The 21,413-nt window shown below is 38.6% G+C and carries 27 protein-coding genes; 16 read left to right on the top strand and 11 right to left on the bottom strand.

Annotated features, from left to right (window positions below):
• Positions 1-24: 24 nt before the first annotated feature.
• Positions 25-669, bottom strand: coding sequence for a hypothetical protein (locus EAX61_RS11390; protein ID WP_121917823.1), 645 nt, complete (start codon positions 667-669; stop codon positions 25-27).
• Entirely contained in the window at positions 669-1,427 is a 759-nt protein-coding gene (locus EAX61_RS11385) for an OmpA family protein (RefSeq protein WP_121917822.1), read from the bottom strand. Before EAX61_RS11385 ends, EAX61_RS11390 begins: the two co-directional genes overlap by 1 nt.
• 272 nt (positions 1,428-1,699) lie before the next feature.
• Here EAX61_RS11385 and hisG point away from each other — a divergent pair, with 272 nt between their 5' ends.
• The 10 genes from hisG (at position 1,700) to hisIE (ending at position 10,140) form a co-directional block, all read left to right on the top strand.
• On the top strand, positions 1,700-2,560 hold the full coding sequence (gene hisG / locus EAX61_RS11380) for an ATP phosphoribosyltransferase (RefSeq protein ID WP_121917821.1): 861 nt from the start codon (positions 1,700-1,702) through the stop codon (positions 2,558-2,560).
• The gene (gene hisD / locus EAX61_RS11375) at positions 2,560-3,843 is read left to right on the top strand and encodes a histidinol dehydrogenase (RefSeq protein WP_121917820.1); all 1,284 of its coding nucleotides are present in this window, start codon (positions 2,560-2,562) and stop codon (positions 3,841-3,843) included. The genes hisG and hisD overlap by 1 nt, the downstream gene beginning before the upstream one ends.
• Positions 3,840-4,889 (top strand): histidinol-phosphate transaminase, encoded by a 1,050-nt coding sequence (gene hisC, locus EAX61_RS11370; RefSeq protein WP_121917819.1) that lies wholly within the window; start codon positions 3,840-3,842, stop codon positions 4,887-4,889. Before hisD ends, hisC begins: the two co-directional genes overlap by 4 nt.
• 20 nt (positions 4,890-4,909) lie before the next feature.
• Positions 4,910-6,046 carry a bifunctional histidinol-phosphatase/imidazoleglycerol-phosphate dehydratase HisB gene (gene hisB, locus EAX61_RS11365; protein WP_121917818.1) on the top strand — a complete coding sequence of 379 codons (1,137 nt, stop codon included), beginning with the start codon at positions 4,910-4,912 and terminating at the stop codon, positions 6,044-6,046.
• Between the two features lie 182 nt (positions 6,047-6,228).
• Positions 6,229-6,849, top strand: a complete 621-nt coding sequence (hisH, locus tag EAX61_RS11360) for an imidazole glycerol phosphate synthase subunit HisH (protein ID WP_121917817.1) — start codon at positions 6,229-6,231, stop codon at positions 6,847-6,849.
• 39 nt (positions 6,850-6,888) lie between these two features.
• Positions 6,889-7,251 (top strand): four helix bundle protein, encoded by a 363-nt coding sequence (locus EAX61_RS11355; RefSeq protein WP_121917816.1) that lies wholly within the window; start codon positions 6,889-6,891, stop codon positions 7,249-7,251.
• A gap of 146 nt (positions 7,252-7,397) precedes the next feature.
• Positions 7,398-8,126, top strand: coding sequence for a 1-(5-phosphoribosyl)-5-[(5-phosphoribosylamino)methylideneamino]imidazole-4-carboxamide isomerase (gene hisA / locus EAX61_RS11350; protein ID WP_121917815.1), 729 nt, complete (start codon positions 7,398-7,400; stop codon positions 8,124-8,126).
• Positions 8,126-8,716, top strand: a complete 591-nt coding sequence (locus tag EAX61_RS11345) for a DinB family protein (RefSeq protein ID WP_121917814.1) — start codon at positions 8,126-8,128, stop codon at positions 8,714-8,716. The genes hisA and EAX61_RS11345 overlap by 1 nt, the downstream gene beginning before the upstream one ends.
• 3 nt (positions 8,717-8,719) lie before the next feature.
• Entirely contained in the window at positions 8,720-9,475 is a 756-nt protein-coding gene (gene hisF / locus EAX61_RS11340; RefSeq protein ID WP_121917813.1) for an imidazole glycerol phosphate synthase subunit HisF, read from the top strand.
• A gap of 65 nt (positions 9,476-9,540) precedes the next feature.
• Entirely contained in the window at positions 9,541-10,140 is a 600-nt protein-coding gene (gene hisIE / locus EAX61_RS11335) for a bifunctional phosphoribosyl-AMP cyclohydrolase/phosphoribosyl-ATP diphosphatase HisIE (protein WP_121917812.1), read from the top strand.
• 81 nt (positions 10,141-10,221) lie between these two features.
• On the opposite strand, the gene EAX61_RS11330 is transcribed toward hisIE, so the two are convergent.
• The 4 genes from EAX61_RS11330 to EAX61_RS11315 all read right to left on the bottom strand — a co-directional run bounded on the left by EAX61_RS11330 (position 10,222) and on the right by EAX61_RS11315 (position 13,786).
• Positions 10,222-11,508 (bottom strand): S41 family peptidase, encoded by a 1,287-nt coding sequence (locus tag EAX61_RS11330; protein ID WP_121917811.1) that lies wholly within the window; start codon positions 11,506-11,508, stop codon positions 10,222-10,224.
• 102 nt (positions 11,509-11,610) lie between these two features.
• A complete protein-coding gene (locus EAX61_RS11325; RefSeq protein ID WP_121917810.1) occupies positions 11,611-12,402 on the bottom strand; it encodes a LytTR family DNA-binding domain-containing protein in 792 nt (263 codons plus the stop codon).
• A gap of 41 nt (positions 12,403-12,443) precedes the next feature.
• Positions 12,444-13,298: a DUF1853 family protein gene (locus tag EAX61_RS11320; RefSeq protein WP_121917809.1), complete on the bottom strand. Its 855-nt coding sequence runs from the start codon at positions 13,296-13,298 to the stop codon at positions 12,444-12,446.
• Positions 13,299-13,360: 62 nt separating this feature from the next.
• Positions 13,361-13,786: a hypothetical protein gene (locus tag EAX61_RS11315; protein WP_121917808.1), complete on the bottom strand. Its 426-nt coding sequence runs from the start codon at positions 13,784-13,786 to the stop codon at positions 13,361-13,363.
• A 120-nt stretch (positions 13,787-13,906) separates the two neighbouring features.
• Between EAX61_RS11315 and truA the strand changes: the two genes are divergently transcribed.
• The 3 genes from truA (at position 13,907) to EAX61_RS11300 (ending at position 16,163) form a co-directional block, all read left to right on the top strand.
• On the top strand, positions 13,907-14,686 hold the full coding sequence (truA, locus tag EAX61_RS11310) for a tRNA pseudouridine(38-40) synthase TruA (RefSeq protein WP_121917807.1): 780 nt from the start codon (positions 13,907-13,909) through the stop codon (positions 14,684-14,686).
• Positions 14,687-14,827: 141 nt separating this feature from the next.
• Positions 14,828-15,376 (top strand): type 1 glutamine amidotransferase domain-containing protein, encoded by a 549-nt coding sequence (locus EAX61_RS11305; RefSeq protein WP_121917806.1) that lies wholly within the window; start codon positions 14,828-14,830, stop codon positions 15,374-15,376.
• Positions 15,377-15,455: 79 nt separating this feature from the next.
• On the top strand, positions 15,456-16,163 hold the full coding sequence (locus tag EAX61_RS11300; RefSeq protein WP_347337926.1) for a DUF2461 domain-containing protein: 708 nt from the start codon (positions 15,456-15,458) through the stop codon (positions 16,161-16,163).
• Here EAX61_RS11300 and EAX61_RS11295 read toward each other — a convergent pair.
• Both EAX61_RS11295 and EAX61_RS11290 read right to left on the bottom strand, forming a co-directional pair.
• Positions 16,160-16,324, bottom strand: a complete 165-nt coding sequence (locus EAX61_RS11295) for an adenylosuccinate synthetase (RefSeq protein ID WP_121917805.1) — start codon at positions 16,322-16,324, stop codon at positions 16,160-16,162. The genes EAX61_RS11300 and EAX61_RS11295 overlap by 4 nt on opposite strands.
• On the bottom strand, positions 16,324-16,743 hold the full coding sequence (locus EAX61_RS11290; protein ID WP_121917804.1) for a glyoxalase: 420 nt from the start codon (positions 16,741-16,743) through the stop codon (positions 16,324-16,326). The genes EAX61_RS11295 and EAX61_RS11290 overlap by 1 nt, the downstream gene beginning before the upstream one ends.
• Positions 16,744-16,934: 191 nt before the next feature.
• Here EAX61_RS11290 and EAX61_RS11285 point away from each other — a divergent pair, with 191 nt between their 5' ends.
• Together EAX61_RS11285 and EAX61_RS11280 are read left to right on the top strand one after the other, a co-directional pair.
• Complete coding sequence (locus EAX61_RS11285; RefSeq protein WP_121917803.1) at positions 16,935-17,552, top strand: nitroreductase family protein; 618 nt, start codon at positions 16,935-16,937, stop codon at positions 17,550-17,552.
• A gap of 11 nt (positions 17,553-17,563) precedes the next feature.
• Positions 17,564-17,938, top strand: coding sequence for a hypothetical protein (locus EAX61_RS11280; RefSeq protein WP_121917802.1), 375 nt, complete (start codon positions 17,564-17,566; stop codon positions 17,936-17,938).
• An 80-nt stretch (positions 17,939-18,018) separates the two neighbouring features.
• Here EAX61_RS11280 and EAX61_RS11275 read toward each other — a convergent pair whose 3' ends face one another.
• The 3 genes from EAX61_RS11275 to EAX61_RS11265 are packed head-to-tail and all read right to left on the bottom strand — an operon-like array spanning position 18,019 to position 19,731.
• On the bottom strand, positions 18,019-18,480 hold the full coding sequence (locus EAX61_RS11275) for an arsenate reductase family protein (protein WP_121917801.1): 462 nt from the start codon (positions 18,478-18,480) through the stop codon (positions 18,019-18,021).
• A 10-nt stretch (positions 18,481-18,490) separates the two neighbouring features.
• Positions 18,491-18,796: a ribosome hibernation-promoting factor, HPF/YfiA family gene (gene hpf / locus EAX61_RS11270; protein ID WP_121917800.1), complete on the bottom strand. Its 306-nt coding sequence runs from the start codon at positions 18,794-18,796 to the stop codon at positions 18,491-18,493.
• Positions 18,797-18,807: 11 nt separating this feature from the next.
• On the bottom strand, positions 18,808-19,731 hold the full coding sequence (locus EAX61_RS11265) for a mechanosensitive ion channel family protein (RefSeq protein WP_121917799.1): 924 nt from the start codon (positions 19,729-19,731) through the stop codon (positions 18,808-18,810).
• A 166-nt stretch (positions 19,732-19,897) separates the two neighbouring features.
• On the opposite strand from EAX61_RS11265, the gene EAX61_RS11260 reads away from it, so the two are divergent.
• Positions 19,898-21,253, top strand: coding sequence for an NAD-dependent succinate-semialdehyde dehydrogenase (locus EAX61_RS11260; protein WP_121917936.1), 1,356 nt, complete (start codon positions 19,898-19,900; stop codon positions 21,251-21,253).
• Positions 21,254-21,413 lie beyond the last annotated feature (160 nt).

Raw genomic sequence — 21,413 nt, 5'->3', positions numbered from 1 at the left:
GAAAGCGCAACTAAAAAAACCACCTTAACGGGTGGTTTTTTCATACATCATCTTTTTTTTTGAGTGGTTGTTATCGTTTTGTTGAGACTTTTTGAACTTAAGGTCGTTTGCCTTAGCCACCCACCTGTCATTTTTTATACGGTCAGGGAAGAACTTGATTAAATCTGTAATAATGGCAATATCTTCATCAGAGAATTTGCTGATTTGATCATAGGTGTATATGCCTAAGTCATTAAGCTTAGTTTCGGTATAGGGACCTATACCTATGATTTCCTGCAAATCGTCTTTTTCTTCTCTTGTGGCTCTGCCTATCTTATCAAAATTTATGCCTTGCGGTGTAATCACCTCTACTGTTTCTGCCAAAACGTGCTCAGAAAATGCCCGTTTTTGAAACTTCACCTGCTCAAAATCTTGATCCATTCTATCTTTTTGATAGCGATCTTCAGGAACACGATCATTCTCTTCCTTAAGTTTTATAACCTGCTTTTCAAGTTCGATTATTTTTTGATCGTAAGTAGCAGTTTGTTTTTTGTATTGAAGGTTTGCATATAGCCTAGCGCCCACATAACCTATGAGAAACGACACAAACATCATCACAAAAGCCTCGATATATACGACGGGTATCGATATACTCTCTTGTGTAATATTGATGAAAATGCTATTGGTCATTAATCGATGATTACTTCTATACGGTTATTCTTACTACGACCCCATTTACTGTCATTACTTTCAATAGGCTCTTCCTCACCACGTGATATTGCTGTGATTTTTTTTCTGGGAATCCCTCTACGACTCGTAAGATACCATTTTACTTGCCTTGCCTTGCGTAGGGCAATTTGAAAATTATCAACACCATTTCCTACATTATCTGTATGTCCTATAATGGTTACTTTTTTTTCTGGGTTTTTTTCTAGAAGCGCCTTTAAATCGGTGGCATAGGAGACGAGCCTATTATCCAAAATAAGATCTGTATTATCGTATTTGGGATAAAAAGTCTCTGTCGAGACAGTCGGTCCTTTAGTGATAACTATAGCATTGTCTAAAGATTGCTCTGGTTCATCACGATTTATATCAATAGTATCACTTATTGCAATCGTTCTTTTGATTTCGTCTGCCAGTATCTGGGCATCTACAATTTGTGGAGAACGTTGTATTTCCGCTTCATTCGTGTCGATATCTCTTTGCGGGGTTTTCTGAGCGTCGTCTATATTTGTCTCAATTAAGCTTTCAAGATTTTTATCTGAATTAGCGGTAAGTGTCTCTTGAGAAAGAGGAGTTTCCCTTGGAGTTTCATTTTCTTCCTCAATAGGCAAAGGGTTTGTCGCGGTTGCAATATGCACCGACCTTTCTTCCCCTAGACTAAGGTAATATATGCTAGCTCCTGCCCATATTATAAACACGAACAGCGCAGACAGAAATCCTTTCATAAGTTGTACTATTTCCCCAAAAAATAATACTACCAAAATTAAGTAAAACAGAACCTCTTAAAAAGAAATTAAAATTGCGTTATCCACTTGTTTTTAACAATTAAGACATTTACATTTGTACCAGACAATGAGAAAAACACAAGTACATCACCACCATACTACAGCAATCGCTCAGCGAGGTAGTTAGGTATGTGCATAAGTCATATAGTAAAAACCCGTTTGAGACATTCAAACGGGTTTTTTGTTTTGGATGGCTCATAAAATTGCAAAAAATGGAAGAAAAAATTAGAATTGCTATTCAAAAATCAGGTAGACTCAACGAGGAGTCCCTACAATTGCTTAAGGATTGTGGTATCTCCATAAATAATGGGACAGACCAGCTCAAGGCAAGTGCGAGAGATTTCCCGCTTGAGGTTTTTTACCTACGTAATGGAGATATCCCTCAGTATTTAAGAGATGGCGTGGTAGACATTGCCATACTAGGCGAAAACACGCTGATAGAAAAGGGACAAGACCTTCAAATTGTGGAGCGTCTGGGCTTTTCGAAATGCAAAGTATCCCTTGCAATTCCTAAAGGAGATACCTATACCTCAGTAAAAGATTTTGAGGGCAAGCGCATTGCGACATCGTACCCTAATACCGTTACAAAGTATCTTTCAGAAAAAGGCGTGACTGCAGACTTACACATTATTAATGGTTCTGTAGAAATTGCGCCTAACATCGGGCTTGCAGATGCGATATGTGATATCGTTTCTAGTGGCTCTACCTTATTTAAGAATAACTTAAAAGAAGTAGAGGTTATGCTCACCTCCGAGGCTGTACTAACCGTGTCTCCTACCATAGATGAAAACCGAAACGCAATCCTTAAGAAATTGCAGTTCCGTATTCAATCCGTTTTAAAGGGGCAGAAGTATAAGTACGTATTACTTAACGTACCCGATGCAAAGCTAGAAAAAGTAATAAGCATTCTCCCAGGAATGAAAAGTCCCACGGTATTGCCACTAGCTCAATCTGGCTGGAGTAGTGTGCACTCCGTCATCGATAAAAATCAATTTTGGGACATAATAGACGAACTCAAGAAAGAAGGAGCAGAGGGAATTCTAGTTTGCCCAATCGAAAAAATGGTATTGTAATGAACAAAAGTTTTAATCCAAATCCAGCCGAGTGGGAGGCAATTTTAAAACGCCCGACACAAACAGTAGACGACATAGAGGAAACCGTGAACGGTGTCTTTAAGGACGTGCGTGAAAACGGAGATACAGCCGTAGCAAAGTACACCTCCATTTTTGATAATGTGGAGCTTGAGAATAATTACGCTTCCGCGAAAGAAATAGAAGACGCAAAGAACTTTATTTCTGACGACCTGAAAGAAGCGATACAACTCGCCAAAAGCAATATCGAAAAATTTCACACCGCTCAAAAAACCGAAAGAATTACCGTCCAAACCACCGAAGGAGTTACCTGCTGGCAAGAAAAACGACCTATCCAGAAGGTAGGATTGTACATTCCGGGAGGCACAGCGCCACTTTTTTCTACCATATTAATGCTCGCTGTTCCTGCTAATATTGCGGGATGTGAAGAAATCGTGTTGTGTACACCACCAGATAAACAAGGAAATATAAATCCCGCCATTTTATACACGGCAAATTTATGCGGTGTGACTAAGATCTTTAAAGTGGGCGGAATCCAAGCTATTGCCGGAATGACTTTTGGCACAGAGACTATTCCTCAGGTGTACAAGATATTTGGCCCAGGAAACCAATTTGTAACTGTGGCAAAACAATTATCGACTAAGTTTGGTGTATCTATAGATATGCCCGCTGGACCTAGCGAACTCCTTGTCGTGGCAGATGATACGGCAGATGCTTCTTTTGTAGCGTCAGATTTACTCAGTCAGGCAGAACACGGAGTAGATAGTCAGGTAATTTTGGTTTCGACCTCTAAGCAATTGATTTCGGATGTAGAAAAGGAAATTGAAGTACAGATGAGTACGCTTTCGCGAAAGCGTATAGCTCAAAAAGCAATAGAAAATAGCAAGCTCATTTATGTAGAGAATGATGCCATTGCACTTGATTTGATTAACAAATATGGACCAGAGCATTTCATAGTTTGTGTGGAGGACGAAGATTTTTATGTGAACGGAATTATCAATGCTGGCTCCGTTTTTATAGGGAATTATACGCCCGAAAGTGCTGGCGATTATGCTTCTGGTACAAACCATACCTTACCTACAAATGGCTATGCAAAGCAGTACAGCGGTGTAAATCTGGAAAGTTTTATGAAAAGTATGACCTTTCAGAAAATTACTGAAACAGGTATCCAAAACATAGGAAACGCCATAGAGTTAATGGCCGAAGCCGAAGGACTGGATGCGCATAAGAATGCCGTTACCCTGCGTTTAAATAAGTTGAGATGAAAAAACAATTTAATTTAAAAAACCTTATCCGCCCCAATGTGGCGAGGATGAAGCCCTACAGCTCTGCGCGGGATGAGTTTACAGATTTTGACCAAGAAATGGTGTTCCTAGATGCAAACGAAAATCCATTTGAAAATGGTGTGAATCGTTATCCAGACCCGAAGCAAGGAGATTTAAAAGCATTAATTGCAAGTCAAAAGGGTGTAACAACCCAACAAATTTTAGCAGGAAACGGAAGCGACGAAGTACTAGATTTACTGTTTAGAGCTTTTTGCAATCCTGGAAGAGACAATGTGATTAGTCTGCCACCCACGTATGGAATGTACGGCGTACTATGTGCAACAAATGACATTGAGAATAGAGAAGTATTATTGAACGAGCAATTCCAACCGAATATCAGTGCTATTTTTAAGGAGGTAGATGCTCATACTAAAATGATATTTATCTGCTCGCCTAATAATCCTACAGGAAACCTCATAAGCGCTCAGGTGATTACTGAAATTTTAGAACTTTTCTCGGGATTAGTAGTCATAGACGAAGCCTATATAGATTTCGCTCCCGCCGAAAGTTGGATAACTCAATTGTCTAATTATCCCAACTTGGTCGTAACACAAACATTATCTAAAGCCTACGGACTTGCAGGAATACGCTTAGGGTTATGCTTTGCGAGCGAAGAAATTATAAATGTCTTGAACAAAATTAAACCACCCTATAATGTAAATAAACTTACACAAGTAAAGGCTTATGAGCGAGTGGTAGCTGTAAATGAAGTTAATGAGGAAGTAAACCTTATTTTAAATAATAGAAATGCGCTCCTCGATGCTTTAAGGGAAGTTACTTTTGTGACGCAGATTTTCGCTTCGGATGCAAATTTTGTTTTGGCACGGGTAGATGATGCAAACACTCGTTACGACGAACTCATAAAAAAAGGAATAGTAGTACGCAATCGGAGCTCTCAACCCTTATGTGAGAATACCTTACGATTTACCGTGGGAACTTTACAAGAGAATCAAGCGCTCATTAAAGCGCTTAAAAGTTTAAGCTAGATAGGCTCAAAAAAAATAAAATGAAAAAGAAAGTATTATTTATAGACCGCGACGGTACCATTATAAAAGAAACTGTAGATGAGCAAATCGACGCATTTGAGAAGATGATCTTTTACCCTAAAGCCTTTACGTGGCTGGGAAAAATTGCGCAGGAGCTGGACTATGAGCTCGTAATGATAACGAATCAAGACGGATTAGGAACAGATGTTTTTCCAGAAGATACATTCTGGCCCGTTCATAATTTTATAATGAAGTCGTTTGAGAACGAGGGAGTTATTTTTGACGAAGTTTTTCTGGACAGAACTTTTCCCCACGAAAATAAGGACACCAGAAAGCCAGGAACTGGGTTACTTACAAAGTACTTTTCTGAGGATTACGACCTCGCAAACTCATTTGTAATCGGCGACAGGCTAACGGATATGCAACTCGCGACCAATCTTGGAGCCAAAGGAATCTATATTAATGATAATACCAATTTAGGAACTGGAGAAATCACAATTTCTGAAGAAGAGCTCAATAAAGACATTGCTTTAGAAACAAACGATTGGCAAAAAATATATGAGTTTTTAAAGCTGGAGAGTAGGGTAGCTATGCTTTCGCGAAAGACCAATGAAACCGATATCAACATTAAGCTCAATCTCGATGGAACGGGTAAGTCACAAATTGATACAGGAATCGCCTTCTTCGATCATATGCTGGACCAAATTGCACGCCACGGTCAGATGGACTTGGACATCACGGTTAAAGGAGATCTGGAAGTAGATGAGCACCATACCATCGAAGATACTGCGATTGCGTTGGGCGAAGTTTTTGCGAAAGCATTAGGGAGTAAATTAGGTATAGAACGCTACGGTTTTTGCTTGCCTATGGACGACTGCCTAGCACAGGTTGCCATAGATTTTGGAGGAAGAAACTGGCTCGTCTGGGAAGCCGATTTTAAACGTGAGATGATAGGTAAGATGCCTACAGAAATGTTTTATCATTTCTTTAAATCCTTTACAGACGGTGCAAAAGCAAACTTAAATATCAAAGCCGAAGGCACAAATGAACACCACAAGATAGAGGCAATCTTTAAAGCATTTGCAAAGGCGATTAAGGTTGCCGTAAAGCGCGATGCGGAGAAGATGATTTTACCCTCGACAAAGGGGATGTTGTAAAAAGTAGAAAAACGAAAGTAGAAATCGGAAAATTAGTCGGTAGTCTATAGTCGGTAGACGGTAGTTTTTACACTGAATTTTGATTAAAACTTTCAAAATCTAGCAAGTATCCTGCTAGATTTTGCCCGTTTACTGAGCGGAGCCGAAGTAGGGCAACTTAGTGGGTAAGTATAAACAACAGTATGAGAATAGTTATTATTAATTACGGAGCAGGAAATATCCAAAGTATCAAATTTGCCATTGAACGCTTAGGGTTCGAAGCAATTTTGAGTGATTCAGAGGAAGAAATTCGAAGTGCAGATAAAGTCATTTTCCCAGGAGTAGGAGAGGCGAGTAGCGCGATGACAAAGCTCAAAGAAACAGGATTGGACAAGGTGATCCATACGCTCACACAGCCAGTTTTAGGCATTTGTCTTGGGATGCAGTTGATGTGCAATGGCTCTGAGGAGGGGAATACTGAAGGTTTAGGGATTTTTGATGTAGATGTGGTACGCTTCACTTCTCCTCCGTTTAGTGACCGTGATGGTCAAGATGTAGCTCTCAAAATTCCGCAGATTCAATGGAATACTATTTCGGATCTAAAGTCTTCATTGTTTAAAGATATTCCTGAAGAATCATTTATTTACATGGTGCACAGTTTCTATGCTCCCGTGACTAAATATACTATTGCTACGTGCAATTATGGAGTTGATTATAGTGGCGCTTTCGCGAAAGCGAACTTCTACGGAACCCAGTTTCATCCAGAGAAGTCGAGTGCTGTTGGGGAGAGGATTTTAAAGAATTTCTTACAAATGGAATTGTAAAAAAGTAGAAAAACGAAAGTAGAAAGTAGAAAAATTGCTATGCAGGATTTAAAGCTCAGAACAAAACGGTTTACAATTGATTGCTGGAATTTATGTGCTCTGTTGCCTAAATCTAGGGAATATAATAATCTGGTTTTCCAATTACTGAAGAGTTCAAGTTCGGTAGGAGCAAATTGGCGTGCATCACAACGCCCAAAATCCGACGCCGACTTTATAAACAAGCTTAAAATCGTAGAAGAAGAGGCAGATGAGTCCTGTTTTTGGCTAGAAATATTGCTTGAGATTTGGGATGGAGACAAAGGTGAAGCACAACGCCTATGGAAAGAAGGCGACGAAATTTTAAGAATTACAGTAGCATCCATCAATACAGCAAAAGCAAAACTCAAGAAAGGAAAAAGCTAGAAATGTTTAGATATGCAAATCTCTACTACTTTCGTTTTTCTAACTTCTACTTTGATTAAGTCACAAATGAACAATAAAAAGCTAATTATTAACGAATTCACGAGAGCACCTCTCTACTTTCGTTTTTCTAATTTCTACTTTTAACAATGAGAATAATACCAGCCATAGATATCATAGAAGGAAAATGCGTTCGTCTTTCAAAGGGCGATTACGACACGAAGAAAATTTACAATGAGAATCCACTGGAGGTTGCAAAGAGCTTTGAGGCGCACGGAATCAAATTTCTGCATTTAGTAGATCTAGATGGAGCAAAAAGTAAGCATATCGTAAATCACAAAATTTTGGAGCAGATTGCGAGTCAAACAAGTTTGAGTGTAGATTTTGGCGGTGGATTGAAAACCGACGATGATTTACGTATTGCTTTTGAAAGCGGAGCAAAGCAAATAACAGGAGGAAGCATCGCTGTAAAAAATCCAGACATTTTTAAAGGATGGATTAAGAAGTACGGAAGTGATAAGATTATTCTTGGAGCAGATGCGCATCATCGTAAGATTGCAATTTCTGGTTGGCTTGAGGAGTCCGATGATGATGTGGTAGATTTTATTAGAGACTATCAAACTGAAGGAATCCAGCACGTCATCTGCACAGATATTAGTAAAGACGGGATGCTAGAAGGGCCCAGTTTTGAACTTTATGAAGAGATTCTAGAAAAAGCTCAAGGAATAAAATTGATAGCCTCTGGTGGAATCTCTACCTTTGATGAGCTTCCTAAACTAGCTGAGATGGGCTGTGAGGGTACAATTATAGGTAAGGCGATTTATGAAAATCGTATTGGCCTTAAACAACTAGAAGATTATATTTTAAATACAAAGTAATGGGAAACTGGACTGAGGATTTTAAGAGCAACGTCATATACAGACTTGATGAAAATATTAGAATGGTGAGTATTGCTTTATCTAAAGTAGACGATGATGAGACTTGGGTAAAACAGAATCTAGCAATAAATACACTTGGAAATCAGCTGTTGCATATCATTGGGAACCTAAAACAGTATGTGATCTCTGGTTTGGGTGGAGAAGCTGATAATAGAAACCGAGAGGAAGAATTTAATGCAGAAGATGGACCCACAAAGGATGAGCTCTTAAAGCAATTGCTCCATTTAGGTCAGGAGGTCACATCAACCATACAAAATGCATCAGAAGAAGATTTACTTAAAAAATATAAAGTGCAAGGTTTTGACCTCTCTGGAATGGGACTCGTAATTCACGCCGTAGAGCATTTTTCATATCACACAGGGCAAATTGCAACCCTTGTGAAGCTTGTTGTTAATGAACCTTTAGGTTTCTACGCCGGACTTGATTTAAACATTTTAAATCAAGTAGAGGATGACGGTGATTTAGAGGGTAGTGATTTGGACAGTAAAAATGAGAAAAAAGAAGCAGATGATATTGCTGGAAAAGAATAGCCGATGATTACAAAACGTATAATCCCTTGTTTAGATATTAAAAATGGCAGGACTGTAAAAGGAACGAATTTTGTAAATCTACGCGATGCAGGCGACCCTGTTGAGCTGGCAAAAGTTTATTCAGAAACTGGAGCAGACGAGCTGGTTTTTCTAGATATTTCGGCAACAGAGGAGCGCCGTAAAACGCTAGCAGACTTAGTACTACGTGTTGCCTCCCAAGTGAATATCCCCTTTACCGTAGGTGGAGGTATATCTTCTGTAGCAGATGTAGATATCTTACTTCAAAACGGAGCAGATAAAATCTCTATAAATTCTAGTGCTGTAAAACGTCCTGAGCTTATTAATGAATTGGTTGCCAAGTTTGGTTCTCAATGTATTGTAGTGGCTATAGATGCAAAATACATAGATGGCGACTGGATTGTACATTTAGTGGGTGGTAAAGTTCCTACGGAGCATCATCTTTTTGATTGGGCAAAGGAAGTTGAGGAGCGTGGTGCTGGAGAGATTCTCTTTACCTCTATGGATAATGATGGGACAAAAGATGGCTTTGCAAACGAGGCTTTGGCTAGACTTTCGGAAGAGTTAAACATCCCTATTATTGCGAGCGGTGGCGCGGGAAATATGCAACATTTTGCAGATGCATTTATAGAAGGGAAAGCTGATGCCGCCTTGGCTGCAAGTGTTTTCCACTTTAAAGAAATTGAAATACCTGATTTGAAAAAGGAATTGGCCTCTCAGGGAATAGCCGTTCGATTGTAAATGTGATCATTTCTGTTTCGGAATATAATTCCTATGGCAGAACTCTTAATTCAATATAAAAAAATATGGAAATAGATTTTAAAAAATACGATGATGGTCTTGTGCCAGCAATCATTCAGGATGCACGTACTAAGAATGTCTTGATGCTTGGTTTCATGAATCAGGAGGCATTTGACACCACTATGCGAACGGAAAAAGTCACTTTTTATAGTCGTAGCAAAGGTAGGTTATGGACTAAAGGAGAGGAAACCAAGAATTACCTTCATCTGGTTAGTATCCAGAACGACTGTGACAAAGATGCTTTACTCGTAATGGTAAATCCCCAAGGGCCTACCTGTCACAAAGGAACGGACACTTGCTGGGGGGAACGTAACCGTACAAACTTCGGTTTTTTAAACGAGCTAGAGGAGATTATAGAAGACCGCTGGAACAATAAAGAAAACGCAGATTCTTACGTGGCATTGCTTTTTAGAAAAGGTATCAATAAAGTCGCTCAAAAAGTGGGCGAGGAGGCCGTAGAAGTCGTTATAGAAGCCAAAGATGATAATGACCACCTGTTTCTTAATGAAAGCGCAGACTTGCTGTTTCATATGATGCTCTTGCTCCAAGCAAAAGGTTTCCACTTACGAGATGTGGAGAAAACGTTGATCGCGAGACACAAATAAGTTCAAAAACACAAAACCCGCAATCGTTACGACTGCGGGTTTCTTTTTCCTGGAATAATCACTTCCCAGAAAACGCTATTACTATTGCTGTGCAATGATATCTAGTGTCTGCTCAATCCAGTCTTTATCAAAGTCTAGTTGCATTTCTGGTTGAACTCCTACGTATTCATAATCGATAAACTTATGAAAATTCATATCCGTAGGATAGATAGCAAACTCTCCTGATGGTGTTTCTAGTAATTTACCATAATTACTTCCATAAGCTAAGGCTCCGTAGGTGCGCTGTCCTAAATGCTTGGCATTTTTTAATCCTTTTAGCTTTAGTGTGAACTGCTCACCATTACTTCCTGTGAAGAAGTTTGTTACTACAAAAACATTCATTTTGTTCTTTTTAATGATTTTATAAAAAGGGTCAGAGTATTTTGAATTTCCGCCAGCGTTATCTCTAAGGTCTACGATGATGTTTTTAGCTGTAAAAGCTTCCTTATATGTTTCGTAAAACTTTTCAAAAGCTTGTACATTCTCATCTGCATTACTGAAACTCCCAAAGTAAACATACTGCGTGTAATCATCTATCTGCTTGAATTCCCAATCGTTTTGGTCTTCACCTACGTGCGTATACTCCTCATCATTATCCTTTTTAAGATGCCATATACGGCCATCATAGTGCAACAAAGCTCTTAGAATACGCATCTTACCTCCAGGATAATCTGATGTCATAACATCATACATATTTTCGGCAACGGGTTTAAGCGTATATTTTATTTGTCCCGGAAGCCAGTTTTTAGACGTTGATTCTAAAACCACACCTTGATATATCTCGCCATTTTTCACGATGCCGATTTTCAACATATCTTGATATGCGTAAATACCTTCTATGGATTCATATTCCTTTTCGGCAAGTTTACTTGACAACTTGGTGATATCTTGATCTGTTTTGGGATGATTTAAAAATGCTTCACTTGTTCTAAAGGTTTCCATTGCAGAGTCACTTTCTAACATTTCATTTGTGATTGGATTTTTTATGTGAAGGATTCTCGCGTGTTTATCTCGTACCATTGATATTAATGTGTTCAACTTTAGATAACATTCGGCGATTGGAGTTTCTTCTGTCACTGATGAGTATAAGTCGTCATATAACCTCAAATAATTTTTGAGTTGTTCTCCTTTGATTTGTTTCTTAAATGAGACCATTTCCTGCACTTGCTCATTGATGTATGCGAGGTCTTTTTTGCAGTCACAAGTTTGTTGGGATTCTGCTACTTCGACTACGTTTATCCATAGCGAAGTCGAAGGACTCAGCACAGGTTTCTCGAAAGCGGAAAAGGAAATAAAAATGGCAACCGAAAGTGATAATAGCGTTTTCATAAGATGTTTTTTAAGGTTATCGTTGTGATTATTTGATGAAACAAATCTATTACGAAAAAACCTCTAAACTCAATATATACTGTGCTTTGGGGCGAAATGAACCTAGTCTGTGGTGAAATTTAGGGCTGTTTTGACTGCTGTGGCACAAGTCTTAGAAACTGGTACGAATAAATTGTGGGAAAGTGCTAGTCCAAGTTTGCTTTTGTCCGTTTTATAAGAAATAAAGTGCTCAGGATTGATGAGAAACGATCTGTGAGTACGTAACAAATTCTTATGGGTGCTTTCTAATGCAGAAAGTCTGTTGCGCACAAGCTGTTTTTTATAATTCCCATTATCCTGAAAGTGAATTTCTACATAATTATCTGAAGCTTCCAGCATTATTAAGTCCGAAAATAGCAATCGTAGCCCTTCATAATTCCCGTCTCCTTTAATTTCGATTTTCTGTTCTTCCAATTGCTTTTCTTTATACTTCCCAAAAGCAAAGCGACCTATGAAAATAATAGGAATGATGACCAGTATTGCAGGAAAGAAAATCCCCGTCAAATAATATTGAAGTGAATAGGGATTAGGTTGTCCATACACAATGACATATAGGTAAAATCCACGCATCACTAAAAATGCAAAGAGAATAAAAAGACCGAAGAATAAGAGTTCGCTCGTTAACGACCATTGCTTTTCTTGCCGTTTAAAAAACCAGTTCTGGAATGGAAGCATACAAGTATAACAAAGAGCCCCTAAAAGTCCGTATAAAGGCAGGTATATGAGTTTTTCCGTACTCGTAAATTCATTTACATCCAGAGGTTTTGTAAAATATAAGAACACAAATATCCATACGGCAAGTCCTAGAGCAATGAGCAAGTGATGTTTTATGGACGGGTCAAAGGGGAATTTCATTACTCAAAATAAGGGTTACATATAAATCTTCAAATCTACCGTTACCACCATACCACAAAACCTTTAGTAATCGTGCCATCCCTATTTTTCATCCATATCATAGGTGCGTAATTGTTTATGTGTTTGATGTTTATTTCCATTAAAATATCCAGGTGCGATTGCCACGCGACTTCATTATGAGGTTGATGTAACCATTCATATTTGTGGGGGATATAAAATATGCTTTCGCGAAACCTGTGCTGAGCGGAGCCGAAGTGGCATACATCTTCAAACTCTTTCATCTTTACCCAAAACCCAGTTACGCAATCCATATTTAGAGGTCTTATAGATGGTATGTTCTCATTGTAGGGTACAAAAAGCTGTCCTATATAATACGTTTGCTGTTCTATCTCATTTACGTCAATTTCTAAGTGCGCTAAGACCTGCTGGCTTTCTTTAGAGAATAGTAGTGGCAGTTGCTTATCACGCGTTTTCTCCATTTTAGTAAAGAACATATCTTTTCTATTGGGACCCATAAGTCGGTGTATGGGTTCTGATATAGACGGGTCTATGATGTAAAATTTATAGGTAAGTTCGATGTGGAGCAATTTTTTGTTGCTGGGAAGAGATGTTCCGCTTTCGCGAAAGCGTAAGTCATTTACTATAAAATCCAGCTCACCTATGGTTTCACTCCCTCGTTTGATCTGAATGTTATGCGCAAGAATTTCGTAGTGACTCGAATGTTCTAAGAGTTGCTTGAATATATATTCTACCTGATGTCCAAGCCTGAGCTTTGTAGGGATAGGAGCGGGCGTAAAGGTTTCAAGGTCAATCTCAGGCATCTCAAATTGCTTCAAACCGAATTGTTCTTTTTTCCAAAGCGGTTGCGTATCAAGAAAGCCCAAAATATGTTTCATTGTCTAAAAATAATAAAGGCCACCTTAATACAAGGTGACCTTTGCGCAAAGGTTGCCGTATTTTATTTTATCCAGCCTTTAGCCGCACATTTCTTACTATACAGGTAAAAGAAAAGGTCTAGAACAATGATGATGACAGGAAAAATAATACCCTGAAAAGTTCCAAATAATTCTGGAGCTCCCATCACAATCGATATATAAATGCCGTGAACTACAGAAGCAAGAAGGGAGATTAGAAATAAATTTACGGCTAATTTTTTCTTCATAAGCAGAAAAACCGCTGCCAGAAATCCCGTGATGGTGGCAGTACCATAAGCTATTTTTGACCATATAGGAGCATTTTCAACGGCAGTTATTTGTGCTGCAGTATAAGATGATTGAAGCATTTCAGAAAAGAAAGTATCTACTGTAAAGGCGCTTAGGCCCATAATATTCCATAAAAGGGCAATTACAGCAATCACCCAAAATAGTGCGTTTGGTTTGTTCATAATAGTCGGTTTTAGGTTGTTAGTTCTTAAATGTACAATTTTTTTGAAATTGCTATTAACAACATTTGACTTTTTGCCTCAACACATTTCAATTCATAATTAAAAATTTACTTTTGAAATATGTTTGAAAAACGTTTCTACTACCTTCTTAAAATTCAATATCTCGGTTTCCGATATCACGGGTGGCAAAAGCAACCTGATGTACTTACGGTAGAACGTATGATGGAACGCACGTTCTCCTATATATTAGAAAGAAAGAACTTTAAGTTACTCGCAGCGGGAAGGACAGATGCAAAGGTATCTGCAAATGTTGCTTACGTAGAACTTTTCCTAAATGACAAACCGTTGCCTGAGAATGGATTTTTAGAAATGCTCAACGCAAATCTTCCCCAGGATATTCGTTGTCTTGAAATTACTCAAGTTGATAAAAAGTTCAATGTGATTGACGCTCCTAAGAGGAAAGAATATATTTATGTGTTCTCATTCGGCGAGAAGAGTCATCCCTTTGCAGCACCATTTATGATTAATATAGCGGGGATGCTGGATATTGACCTTATGAAACAGGCCGCGCGACTTTTTGAGGGTACACATGACTTCCGAAATTATACGTATAAACCTAATCCTGAGACACAGACCATCGGTACAGTAGAGGTGGCCGAAATCGTTCTGAATGATGTGTATACCGCAAATTTTTTTCCTGAAGAGAGTTTCCTCTTTCGCGTAAGCGGAAAAGGATTTAAAAGACATCAGATACGACTGATGATGGGAGCACTTTTTGATCTTGGACAGGGCAATCTTACTTTAGATTATTTTAAAAGCACGCTTCAAGAGGGAAACCATATTAAGCTCACGCGTATTGCGCAAGCCAGCGGATTGATCCTGCAGGACGTCCAGATTTAACATCCTTAACACTATTTTCTTCTTATTGGCAAAGGTTTAACCCTTGCCCTTCATCCTTTACAATCCCTTTAACTACAATGGATGGGGCTTGATAGTATCTTTATATTGAATTAATTGTTTAACTAAAAAGATAGAAAGATTATGAATAAGAGAGTAGCATTTTTAGCAACAGACGGATTTGAAGAAAGTGAATTAAAATCACCCAAAGAGGCGATGGAAAATGCTGGATTTACCGTAGATATTATAAGTGATAAATCAGGAATGATTAAAGGTTGGGCCGACGGAAATTGGTCAAACGAATATAAAGTCACAAACACATTAGAAAATGTAAGTGCAAAAGATTACAATGCTCTAATGTTACCAGGCGGAGTAATAAACCCAGATAAACTACGTCGTAATGATGATGCCCTAATTTTTGTGAGAGATTTTTTCAAGCAAAGTAAGCCCGTAGGAGCTATATGCCACGCACCTCAAATATTAATTGATGCCGAGGTGGTAAATGGTAGGACTATGACATCATTTGAGTCCATACGTACCGACTTAACAAACGCAGGAGCGTTATGGGTAGATAAGGAAGTAGTTGTGGACGAGGCCTTAGTAACTAGTAGAAATCCTAATGACTTACCAGCCTTCAATAATAAAATGATAGAAGAGATTAACGAGGGTAAACACGAGTTACAGCACGCATAATGCTGTATTTGATTGATTGGTGAATGAAAACCGCTACGCGCTCGTGTGGCGGTTTTCTACTTTTAAATCGTATTTTAGTGTGATAAGACAATATGAAATAATGGCATCTATCCCAAAATCATCGCTCGACTTTTTAACTAAGCTCAAGAAAAACAATCATCGTGACTGGATGACTGAAAATAAAAAGGAATATCTGGCGAGTGAGAAAAGACTTAAAGAGGTATATGCTCAGATTCAACAAGGACTGAGTAAGACGGATGAGATTGAAAAACTTAAGGTATTTCGTATAAATCGGGATATACGCTTCAGTAATGACAAGACTCCATACAATGTGCATCGTAGTGCCAGTTTTAGTAGGGCAGGAGCGCATCGTCGTGGTGGCTATTATTTACGTATTGAACCCAATGGTAACTCTATGATAGGAGGTGGGTTTTTTGGGCCAGAACCAGCAGATTTAAAACGTATACGGCAAGAGTTTGAGATGGATGCGAGTGAGATACGTGCAATTCTGGCAGAGCCCGCTTTTGTCAAAGCGTATGGAGGAGCATTCGATGCTTGGGACCCGGTTAAAACTGCACCTCGTGGATTTAACGTGGACGGTCCAAATATAGACCTAATAAGGCTTAAGAATTTTGTGGTCACCAGAAAATTTACAGATGCCCAAGTAACCGCGCCAGATTTTCCAGATACGGTTGTAGCACATTTCCAGCTTTTAAGACCTTTCTTTGATTATATGAGCGATGTACTTACAACAGACCTCAATGGTGTATCGCTTCTGGAAGACTAATCCTTATCCTTATTACGTTTGTCTCTACGCCTTTTTCTCACAATGATATAAGTGACTATCAGTAAGATAGGAAGTACGATAAATACGATAAGTTCAATAGGCGATGATGGGTCTATTGGACTATTATTATGTGGTTTAGGAACGTCTGTGGGAATTTGCATTAGCTCGCTTTAGTTAGCGTTGTAGGTCGTTCAAAAAGCTGAATCTGACTTATTAATCTTTCCTTTACAAGGTTCATAATACGCTTATTGAGCGCCGAAGAATTCTGAGTGTAAATCAAATATTCTTCCACAGTAAATTGACCTATAATCATACCCTTTACGCTATTGCGAAATTTCATATCCTTATGAATTGCATTCTCAATGTAAGCCAATCGTTTTTCAAGAGAAAGGTCATAAAAGACGTTTTTCCACTTACTGATGTAGTTTCTAAACACTTCAATAAGTAACGGATTTTGAAGTTTGACTACGGGTCGTAGCGTAGCATTCTGAAAATGCTCATCCGGACTCATATTTTCGGTAATGCGCGCGCTTGGGATTTCGGGGCGGATGCGCTTTATATCATTGGGTCTATCATTCATAGCTCTAGCAGTTTTTTAAATGTACTGAGGATAAGTACGCTTTCGCGAAAGCAAAAAAATAAATATCAACCATTTGTAAACAATCTAGAAAGAAGACGGTTGTTAAAGTCTTATCAATATAGCAGTTAAAGATTTTTAAAAGTCTATCCCGCAATGGGTAGTTATAGTAATTTTAAAAGAAAAATCAATCTATGAAAAAAAATACAAGTGCAACGAAAAAAGAGACACCTACTAAATTTCAAATCTTACCAGAAATAAAGAATAGATGGAGTCCTCGAGCTTTCGATGATATGCCAATTTCTGATAATGAACTCAAGAAGTTATTTGAAGCAGGACGGTGGGCGCCCAGTTCAAACAACTTTCAGCCGTGGGCTATTATTTATGGGATTAAGGGAACTGAGATGTACGATAGGATATTTGACTGTTTGGTAGAATTTAATCAAGGATGGGCAAAAAATGCTCCAGCCTTAGTGTTGAGTGCGTTTAAGAAAACTAATCCTAAAGGAGAAGAAAATTTTCACGCATTGCACGATTTAGGACAGTATATGGCAAATGTTGCCATACAAGCACAACACAACGGCATAGCATTACACCAGATGGCTGGTATAGATTATGAAAAAGCAAAGAAGGAATTTAATTTTCCGGATGATTTTCACGTAGCAACAGCTACAGCCATAGGATACTATGGTGGTGACATAAGCTCACTCCCAGACGATTTACAAGATGCAGAAAGAGGCGAACGTAAGCGTAAAGAACAGAGCTCTTTTGTTTTTAATGGAGATTTTAATGAAGAGAAGTTTAACCAGTAGAATTTAGAAAAATGAAAAAGATAATAATTCTATTACTATTTATAAGCACAACTGCAGTATCCTATGCTCAGGATCAGTATTTCCAAAACAGCTCACTTTCTATAGAAAAGCAGGCTAAGGAAATTACAGCAGAATATAACAAGCACCTTTATATGAATGGAGAGCAACCCTTACTTTTTGAAAAGAAAGTTGCAGAATTCCTCATAAGCAAGAATAAGATAAAGGATCAGTATGAAGGCAAGAAAATGTTAGACAAATTGGCCATTTTAAGCACGGAAGAAACGCGAGAAATGGGCGACATCCTTACGCGCCAGCAACTTAAAAAATACAGAGAGGTAAAAATGAAAATTCAACCATTAACGGTGGTTGACGAGAAAGAAGACTAGTTACACTAGTTACTCTTGTTATAAAGCCCGATGAGCGATCGCTCATCGGGCTTTATTATAACTTATTACATTGTTTGAACTTAAACCTGAGATTCTCCCTCAGTATTAGAAGATATATCAGGGTCATCTCCCACATTGTGTTTTTCAAGACCAGCGCTATCTACACCTATAAAACGCATTGCGTCAGAAGGTGTTTTAACCTGCATTCCCTTAGTTCCCTGAATTAGAATAGGCTGTTGTATGGCGATAGGATTGTTTTGGATAAAATGAATCCAGTCATCATCGCTCATCGTAGCTCCTTTTAAAAGTCCAGAAACATCAGGATGATCTTTGGCGACCAATTCATCTAGACTCGCCCCTAGCAAATCTGCAACCTCGCTCCATTGTGTACCTGTGAGTCCAGCCTCAGAGATGTTAACTAGATTGGTCTTAGCCTCGCTACTTTTTGCATAGCCTAAAACCTGTTTTCCAATACTGGATTCTGGCGTATAGATTACAATGAGTTCATTCTTGTCTGTTGCTAGTGTCATATCGATTGGCATAAATTTAATTTTAGTGGTGAGACTGCATTTTCTCTTTCTTTTTGCGCAGTTGTTGTTCAACCTCGCTTATCGCTTTTTTGAGAGAAGCGTGAAAGTCGTCAGAACTTGACTCTGCAAACATTCTAGGTCCAGGCATACTTAATCTCACACCAGAGATTTTTCCCGTTTGGTCACTTGATGTATTTTCTAGTTTAAAGAAAACATCTGCTCTGTGTACAAATTGATATTTGTCTCCTAACTTATTTAGTTGTTCTCTTGTAAAAGCTTCTAATGCTTCACTAGCTGTTACATCGTGGTATTCAAATATTACTTCCATAGTTGTATTTTTTAATTTTCAATGTTTGTATCGGCTTGTTGCCTAAAGCTAAGCGGAAACTCTTTCACGCCGCCATAAAGTTTAATTTCTTGTATGTCTGCTGGCATATAATATCCAGCATCTTCTAATGCTTCTTTTACTTTCCGCACCACATTACCTTTTGTAATAAGCGCTTGTTTTCTAAAATCTTTTGTGTCCACCCAAAAGAAAACCTTTAGGTTTACAGTGCTTGTAGCGAGTTCATCTTCAATAACAAAATTCTCGTGAAGTTCGTCATTAATGACATTAGGTTCTTGAGCTAGTGCTTTTAAAACCGTTTCTTTTGCACCTTCGATATTATCTTCATAGGCAATTCCAATAATAAAATCCCATCTAAAGAAGCCATCCTCAGTATAATTTGTTACAGGTTCTGTAAGGACATCACTATTTGGAATATAAACATCTTTTCCGTCGAAGGTCTTGAGTTTCGTATATCTTAAATCTAGGGCTTTTACTTTTCCAAAATTATCGCCCACCATTACTGTGTCATCCACATTAAAAGGCCTGTTAAAGGCCAGAATCACTCCAGCAATAAAATTTTCACCTATGTCTTTAAAGGCAAAACCGAGAACGACGGCACTAGCGCCAGCAGCTGTCAAAATACCAGCGGCAATACCTCCAAGGCCAGCTGCCCTCAATGCGAGCATAATTGCTATAATTATAAACGTATAACGTATTGCCGTCCCCAAAAATCTACTCATTAAAGGATCTTCAGTTTTTGCTGAAATCTTTCTACGTGCAAATTTTCCTATCCATCCAGCTATCAAAACGCCTAAAACAATGATAAGCAATCCCATTGCCAGTTGTGGCAATTGGTCAATTACATTATCAGCGGCATTCTGAAATGCCTCCACTATTGTGGTATCTTTTTCTGTTTTGTTTTGTTGGAATAGCATAAATATGATTGGTTCTATAAATTTACGGCTCTAAGAGCTGAATTTTCTTAAAACCGTATCAATTCACATTTTCTTAAGACCTTTTAATTTACGTCACGTTAAAATGCTCTTAAGCCCACTTAATTTAAGTTTGTCTCAAACTAACTTTATGAAAAACCAGTTCAAAATGAATATAACATCCATAAATCCATATAATCAAGAGGAAGTTGCGACCATTAAAGCACTAAATCTTGATGAAATCGAAGAGAAACTTACACGCGCACAAAGTACATTCAAATCTTGGCGCAAGACACCTTATAAGGAACGCAGCACGCATTTGATTAATGTTGCTAAGGAACTCAAGAAAAACAAACAAGAGTATGCGGAGACAATGACACGAGAAATGGGGAAGCCCATATCCCAAGCCATCGCCGAAGTTGAAAAATGTGCCTGGGTATGTGAGTATTATGCAGAGAATTCAGAGCGGCATCTGGGAATTAAGAACATAGAGACCGAAGCCTCAAAAAGTTATGTACGTTACGATCCCATAGGTGTTGTACTTGCTGTAATGCCTTGGAATTACCCATTCTGGCAAGTATTCCGTTTTATTGCTCCTGCGCTTATGGCTGGAAACATCGGTCTTTTAAAGCACGCAAGTAATGTGATGCAGAGTGCAGAGAATATCCAAAAAGTTTTTGAACGCGCAGGATTGCCTAAGGGATGCTTCCAGAATATGGCCATAGGTAGTGACCGCATTGAGAATATCGTGCGCGACCCTAGAATCAAGGCCATAACGCTTACAGGAAGTAAACCGGCCGGCGCGGCTGTGGCGAGTACGGCTGCGAGCGAGATTAAAAAGTCCGTTTTAGAGTTGGGCGGGAGCAATGCCTTGGTCGTTTTTGACGATTGTGACTTTGATGCTACAGTTCAGACTTGCGTTCAGGCACGATATCAGAATACGGGACAGAGTTGTATTGCTGGAAAAAGATTGCTTATTGAGGATAAAGTTTATGATAAATTTTTGTCCGCTTTCGCGAAAGCGGTTACCCAATTAAAGTCAGGAGATCCAATGGATCCAGACACGTATATAGGTGTAATGGCTAGAGAAGACCTCGCCAAAGAACTCGAAGAACAATTACAAAAATCTATCTCCGAGGGAGCCAAAGTACTCCTAGGTGGACACCGACACGGCGCATATTTTGAACCCACAATAGTTACTGATGTGACACCAGAAATGACCATTTTCAAAGAAGAAACCTTTGGGCCTGTAATTTCTATAACAACCTTTAAGACGGATGAAGAAGCGGTCGACCTTGTTAACCAATCTGATTTTGGATTGGGAGTTTCTATTTTTACCAAGGATGAAGCGCGTGTTGAAAAACTTATACCCCTTTTTGAGGATGGAGCTGTATTTGTAAATGATATGGTAAAAAGTAACCCTAATTTACCCTTTGGCGGAACAAAGATTTCAGGCTATGGCCGTGAGTTATCTTCAGATGGGATTCAAGAGTTTGTAAATAAGAAAACAGTTTATATTAAATAGACCCGAGATTTGAGACAGTAGACACTTAAGTGAAAGCAAAAAAAATGAGGCTGTCTGAAAACTATTCGGACAGTCTTTTTTTATTAAGGGCTATTTCTATTATTCAATCGTAAATGTTTTACAAGTGCTATTTGTTATCAGTTAGTAGTTATCAGTCTGC

Source organism: Dokdonia sinensis (assembly GCF_003688895.1).
GTDB lineage: Bacteria > Bacteroidota > Bacteroidia > Flavobacteriales > Flavobacteriaceae > Dokdonia > Dokdonia sinensis.
This window is presented reverse-complemented; position numbering and strand designations above follow the sequence as displayed.

What these genes read in the sequence shown, in the direction of transcription:
- EAX61_RS11390 (WP_121917823.1), bottom strand. Translation starts at nt 669, where the DNA reads ATGACCAATAGCATTTTCATCAATATTACACAAGAGAGTATATCGATA.
- EAX61_RS11385 (WP_121917822.1), bottom strand. Translation starts at nt 1,427, where the DNA reads ATGAAAGGATTTCTGTCTGCGCTGTTCGTGTTTATAATATGGGCAGGA.
- hisG (WP_121917821.1), top strand. Translation starts at nt 1,700, where the DNA reads ATGGAAGAAAAAATTAGAATTGCTATTCAAAAATCAGGTAGACTCAAC.
- hisD (WP_121917820.1), top strand. Translation starts at nt 2,560, where the DNA reads ATGAACAAAAGTTTTAATCCAAATCCAGCCGAGTGGGAGGCAATTTTA.
- hisC (WP_121917819.1), top strand. Translation starts at nt 3,840, where the DNA reads ATGAAAAAACAATTTAATTTAAAAAACCTTATCCGCCCCAATGTGGCG.
- hisB (WP_121917818.1), top strand. Translation starts at nt 4,910, where the DNA reads ATGAAAAAGAAAGTATTATTTATAGACCGCGACGGTACCATTATAAAA.
- hisH (WP_121917817.1), top strand. Translation starts at nt 6,229, where the DNA reads ATGAGAATAGTTATTATTAATTACGGAGCAGGAAATATCCAAAGTATC.
- EAX61_RS11355 (WP_121917816.1), top strand. Translation starts at nt 6,889, where the DNA reads ATGCAGGATTTAAAGCTCAGAACAAAACGGTTTACAATTGATTGCTGG.
- hisA (WP_121917815.1), top strand. Translation starts at nt 7,398, where the DNA reads ATGAGAATAATACCAGCCATAGATATCATAGAAGGAAAATGCGTTCGT.
- EAX61_RS11345 (WP_121917814.1), top strand. Translation starts at nt 8,126, where the DNA reads ATGGGAAACTGGACTGAGGATTTTAAGAGCAACGTCATATACAGACTT.
- hisF (WP_121917813.1), top strand. Translation starts at nt 8,720, where the DNA reads ATGATTACAAAACGTATAATCCCTTGTTTAGATATTAAAAATGGCAGG.
- hisIE (WP_121917812.1), top strand. Translation starts at nt 9,541, where the DNA reads ATGGAAATAGATTTTAAAAAATACGATGATGGTCTTGTGCCAGCAATC.
- EAX61_RS11330 (WP_121917811.1), bottom strand. Translation starts at nt 11,508, where the DNA reads ATGAAAACGCTATTATCACTTTCGGTTGCCATTTTTATTTCCTTTTCC.
- EAX61_RS11325 (WP_121917810.1), bottom strand. Translation starts at nt 12,402, where the DNA reads ATGAAATTCCCCTTTGACCCGTCCATAAAACATCACTTGCTCATTGCT.
- EAX61_RS11320 (WP_121917809.1), bottom strand. Translation starts at nt 13,298, where the DNA reads ATGAAACATATTTTGGGCTTTCTTGATACGCAACCGCTTTGGAAAAAA.
- EAX61_RS11315 (WP_121917808.1), bottom strand. Translation starts at nt 13,786, where the DNA reads ATGAACAAACCAAACGCACTATTTTGGGTGATTGCTGTAATTGCCCTT.
- truA (WP_121917807.1), top strand. Translation starts at nt 13,907, where the DNA reads ATGTTTGAAAAACGTTTCTACTACCTTCTTAAAATTCAATATCTCGGT.
- EAX61_RS11305 (WP_121917806.1), top strand. Translation starts at nt 14,828, where the DNA reads ATGAATAAGAGAGTAGCATTTTTAGCAACAGACGGATTTGAAGAAAGT.
- EAX61_RS11295 (WP_121917805.1), bottom strand. Translation starts at nt 16,324, where the DNA reads ATGCAAATTCCCACAGACGTTCCTAAACCACATAATAATAGTCCAATA.
- EAX61_RS11290 (WP_121917804.1), bottom strand. Translation starts at nt 16,743, where the DNA reads ATGAATGATAGACCCAATGATATAAAGCGCATCCGCCCCGAAATCCCA.
- EAX61_RS11285 (WP_121917803.1), top strand. Translation starts at nt 16,935, where the DNA reads ATGAAAAAAAATACAAGTGCAACGAAAAAAGAGACACCTACTAAATTT.
- EAX61_RS11280 (WP_121917802.1), top strand. Translation starts at nt 17,564, where the DNA reads ATGAAAAAGATAATAATTCTATTACTATTTATAAGCACAACTGCAGTA.
- EAX61_RS11275 (WP_121917801.1), bottom strand. Translation starts at nt 18,480, where the DNA reads ATGCCAATCGATATGACACTAGCAACAGACAAGAATGAACTCATTGTA.
- hpf (WP_121917800.1), bottom strand. Translation starts at nt 18,796, where the DNA reads ATGGAAGTAATATTTGAATACCACGATGTAACAGCTAGTGAAGCATTA.
- EAX61_RS11265 (WP_121917799.1), bottom strand. Translation starts at nt 19,731, where the DNA reads ATGCTATTCCAACAAAACAAAACAGAAAAAGATACCACAATAGTGGAG.
- EAX61_RS11260 (WP_121917936.1), top strand. Translation starts at nt 19,898, where the DNA reads ATGAATATAACATCCATAAATCCATATAATCAAGAGGAAGTTGCGACC.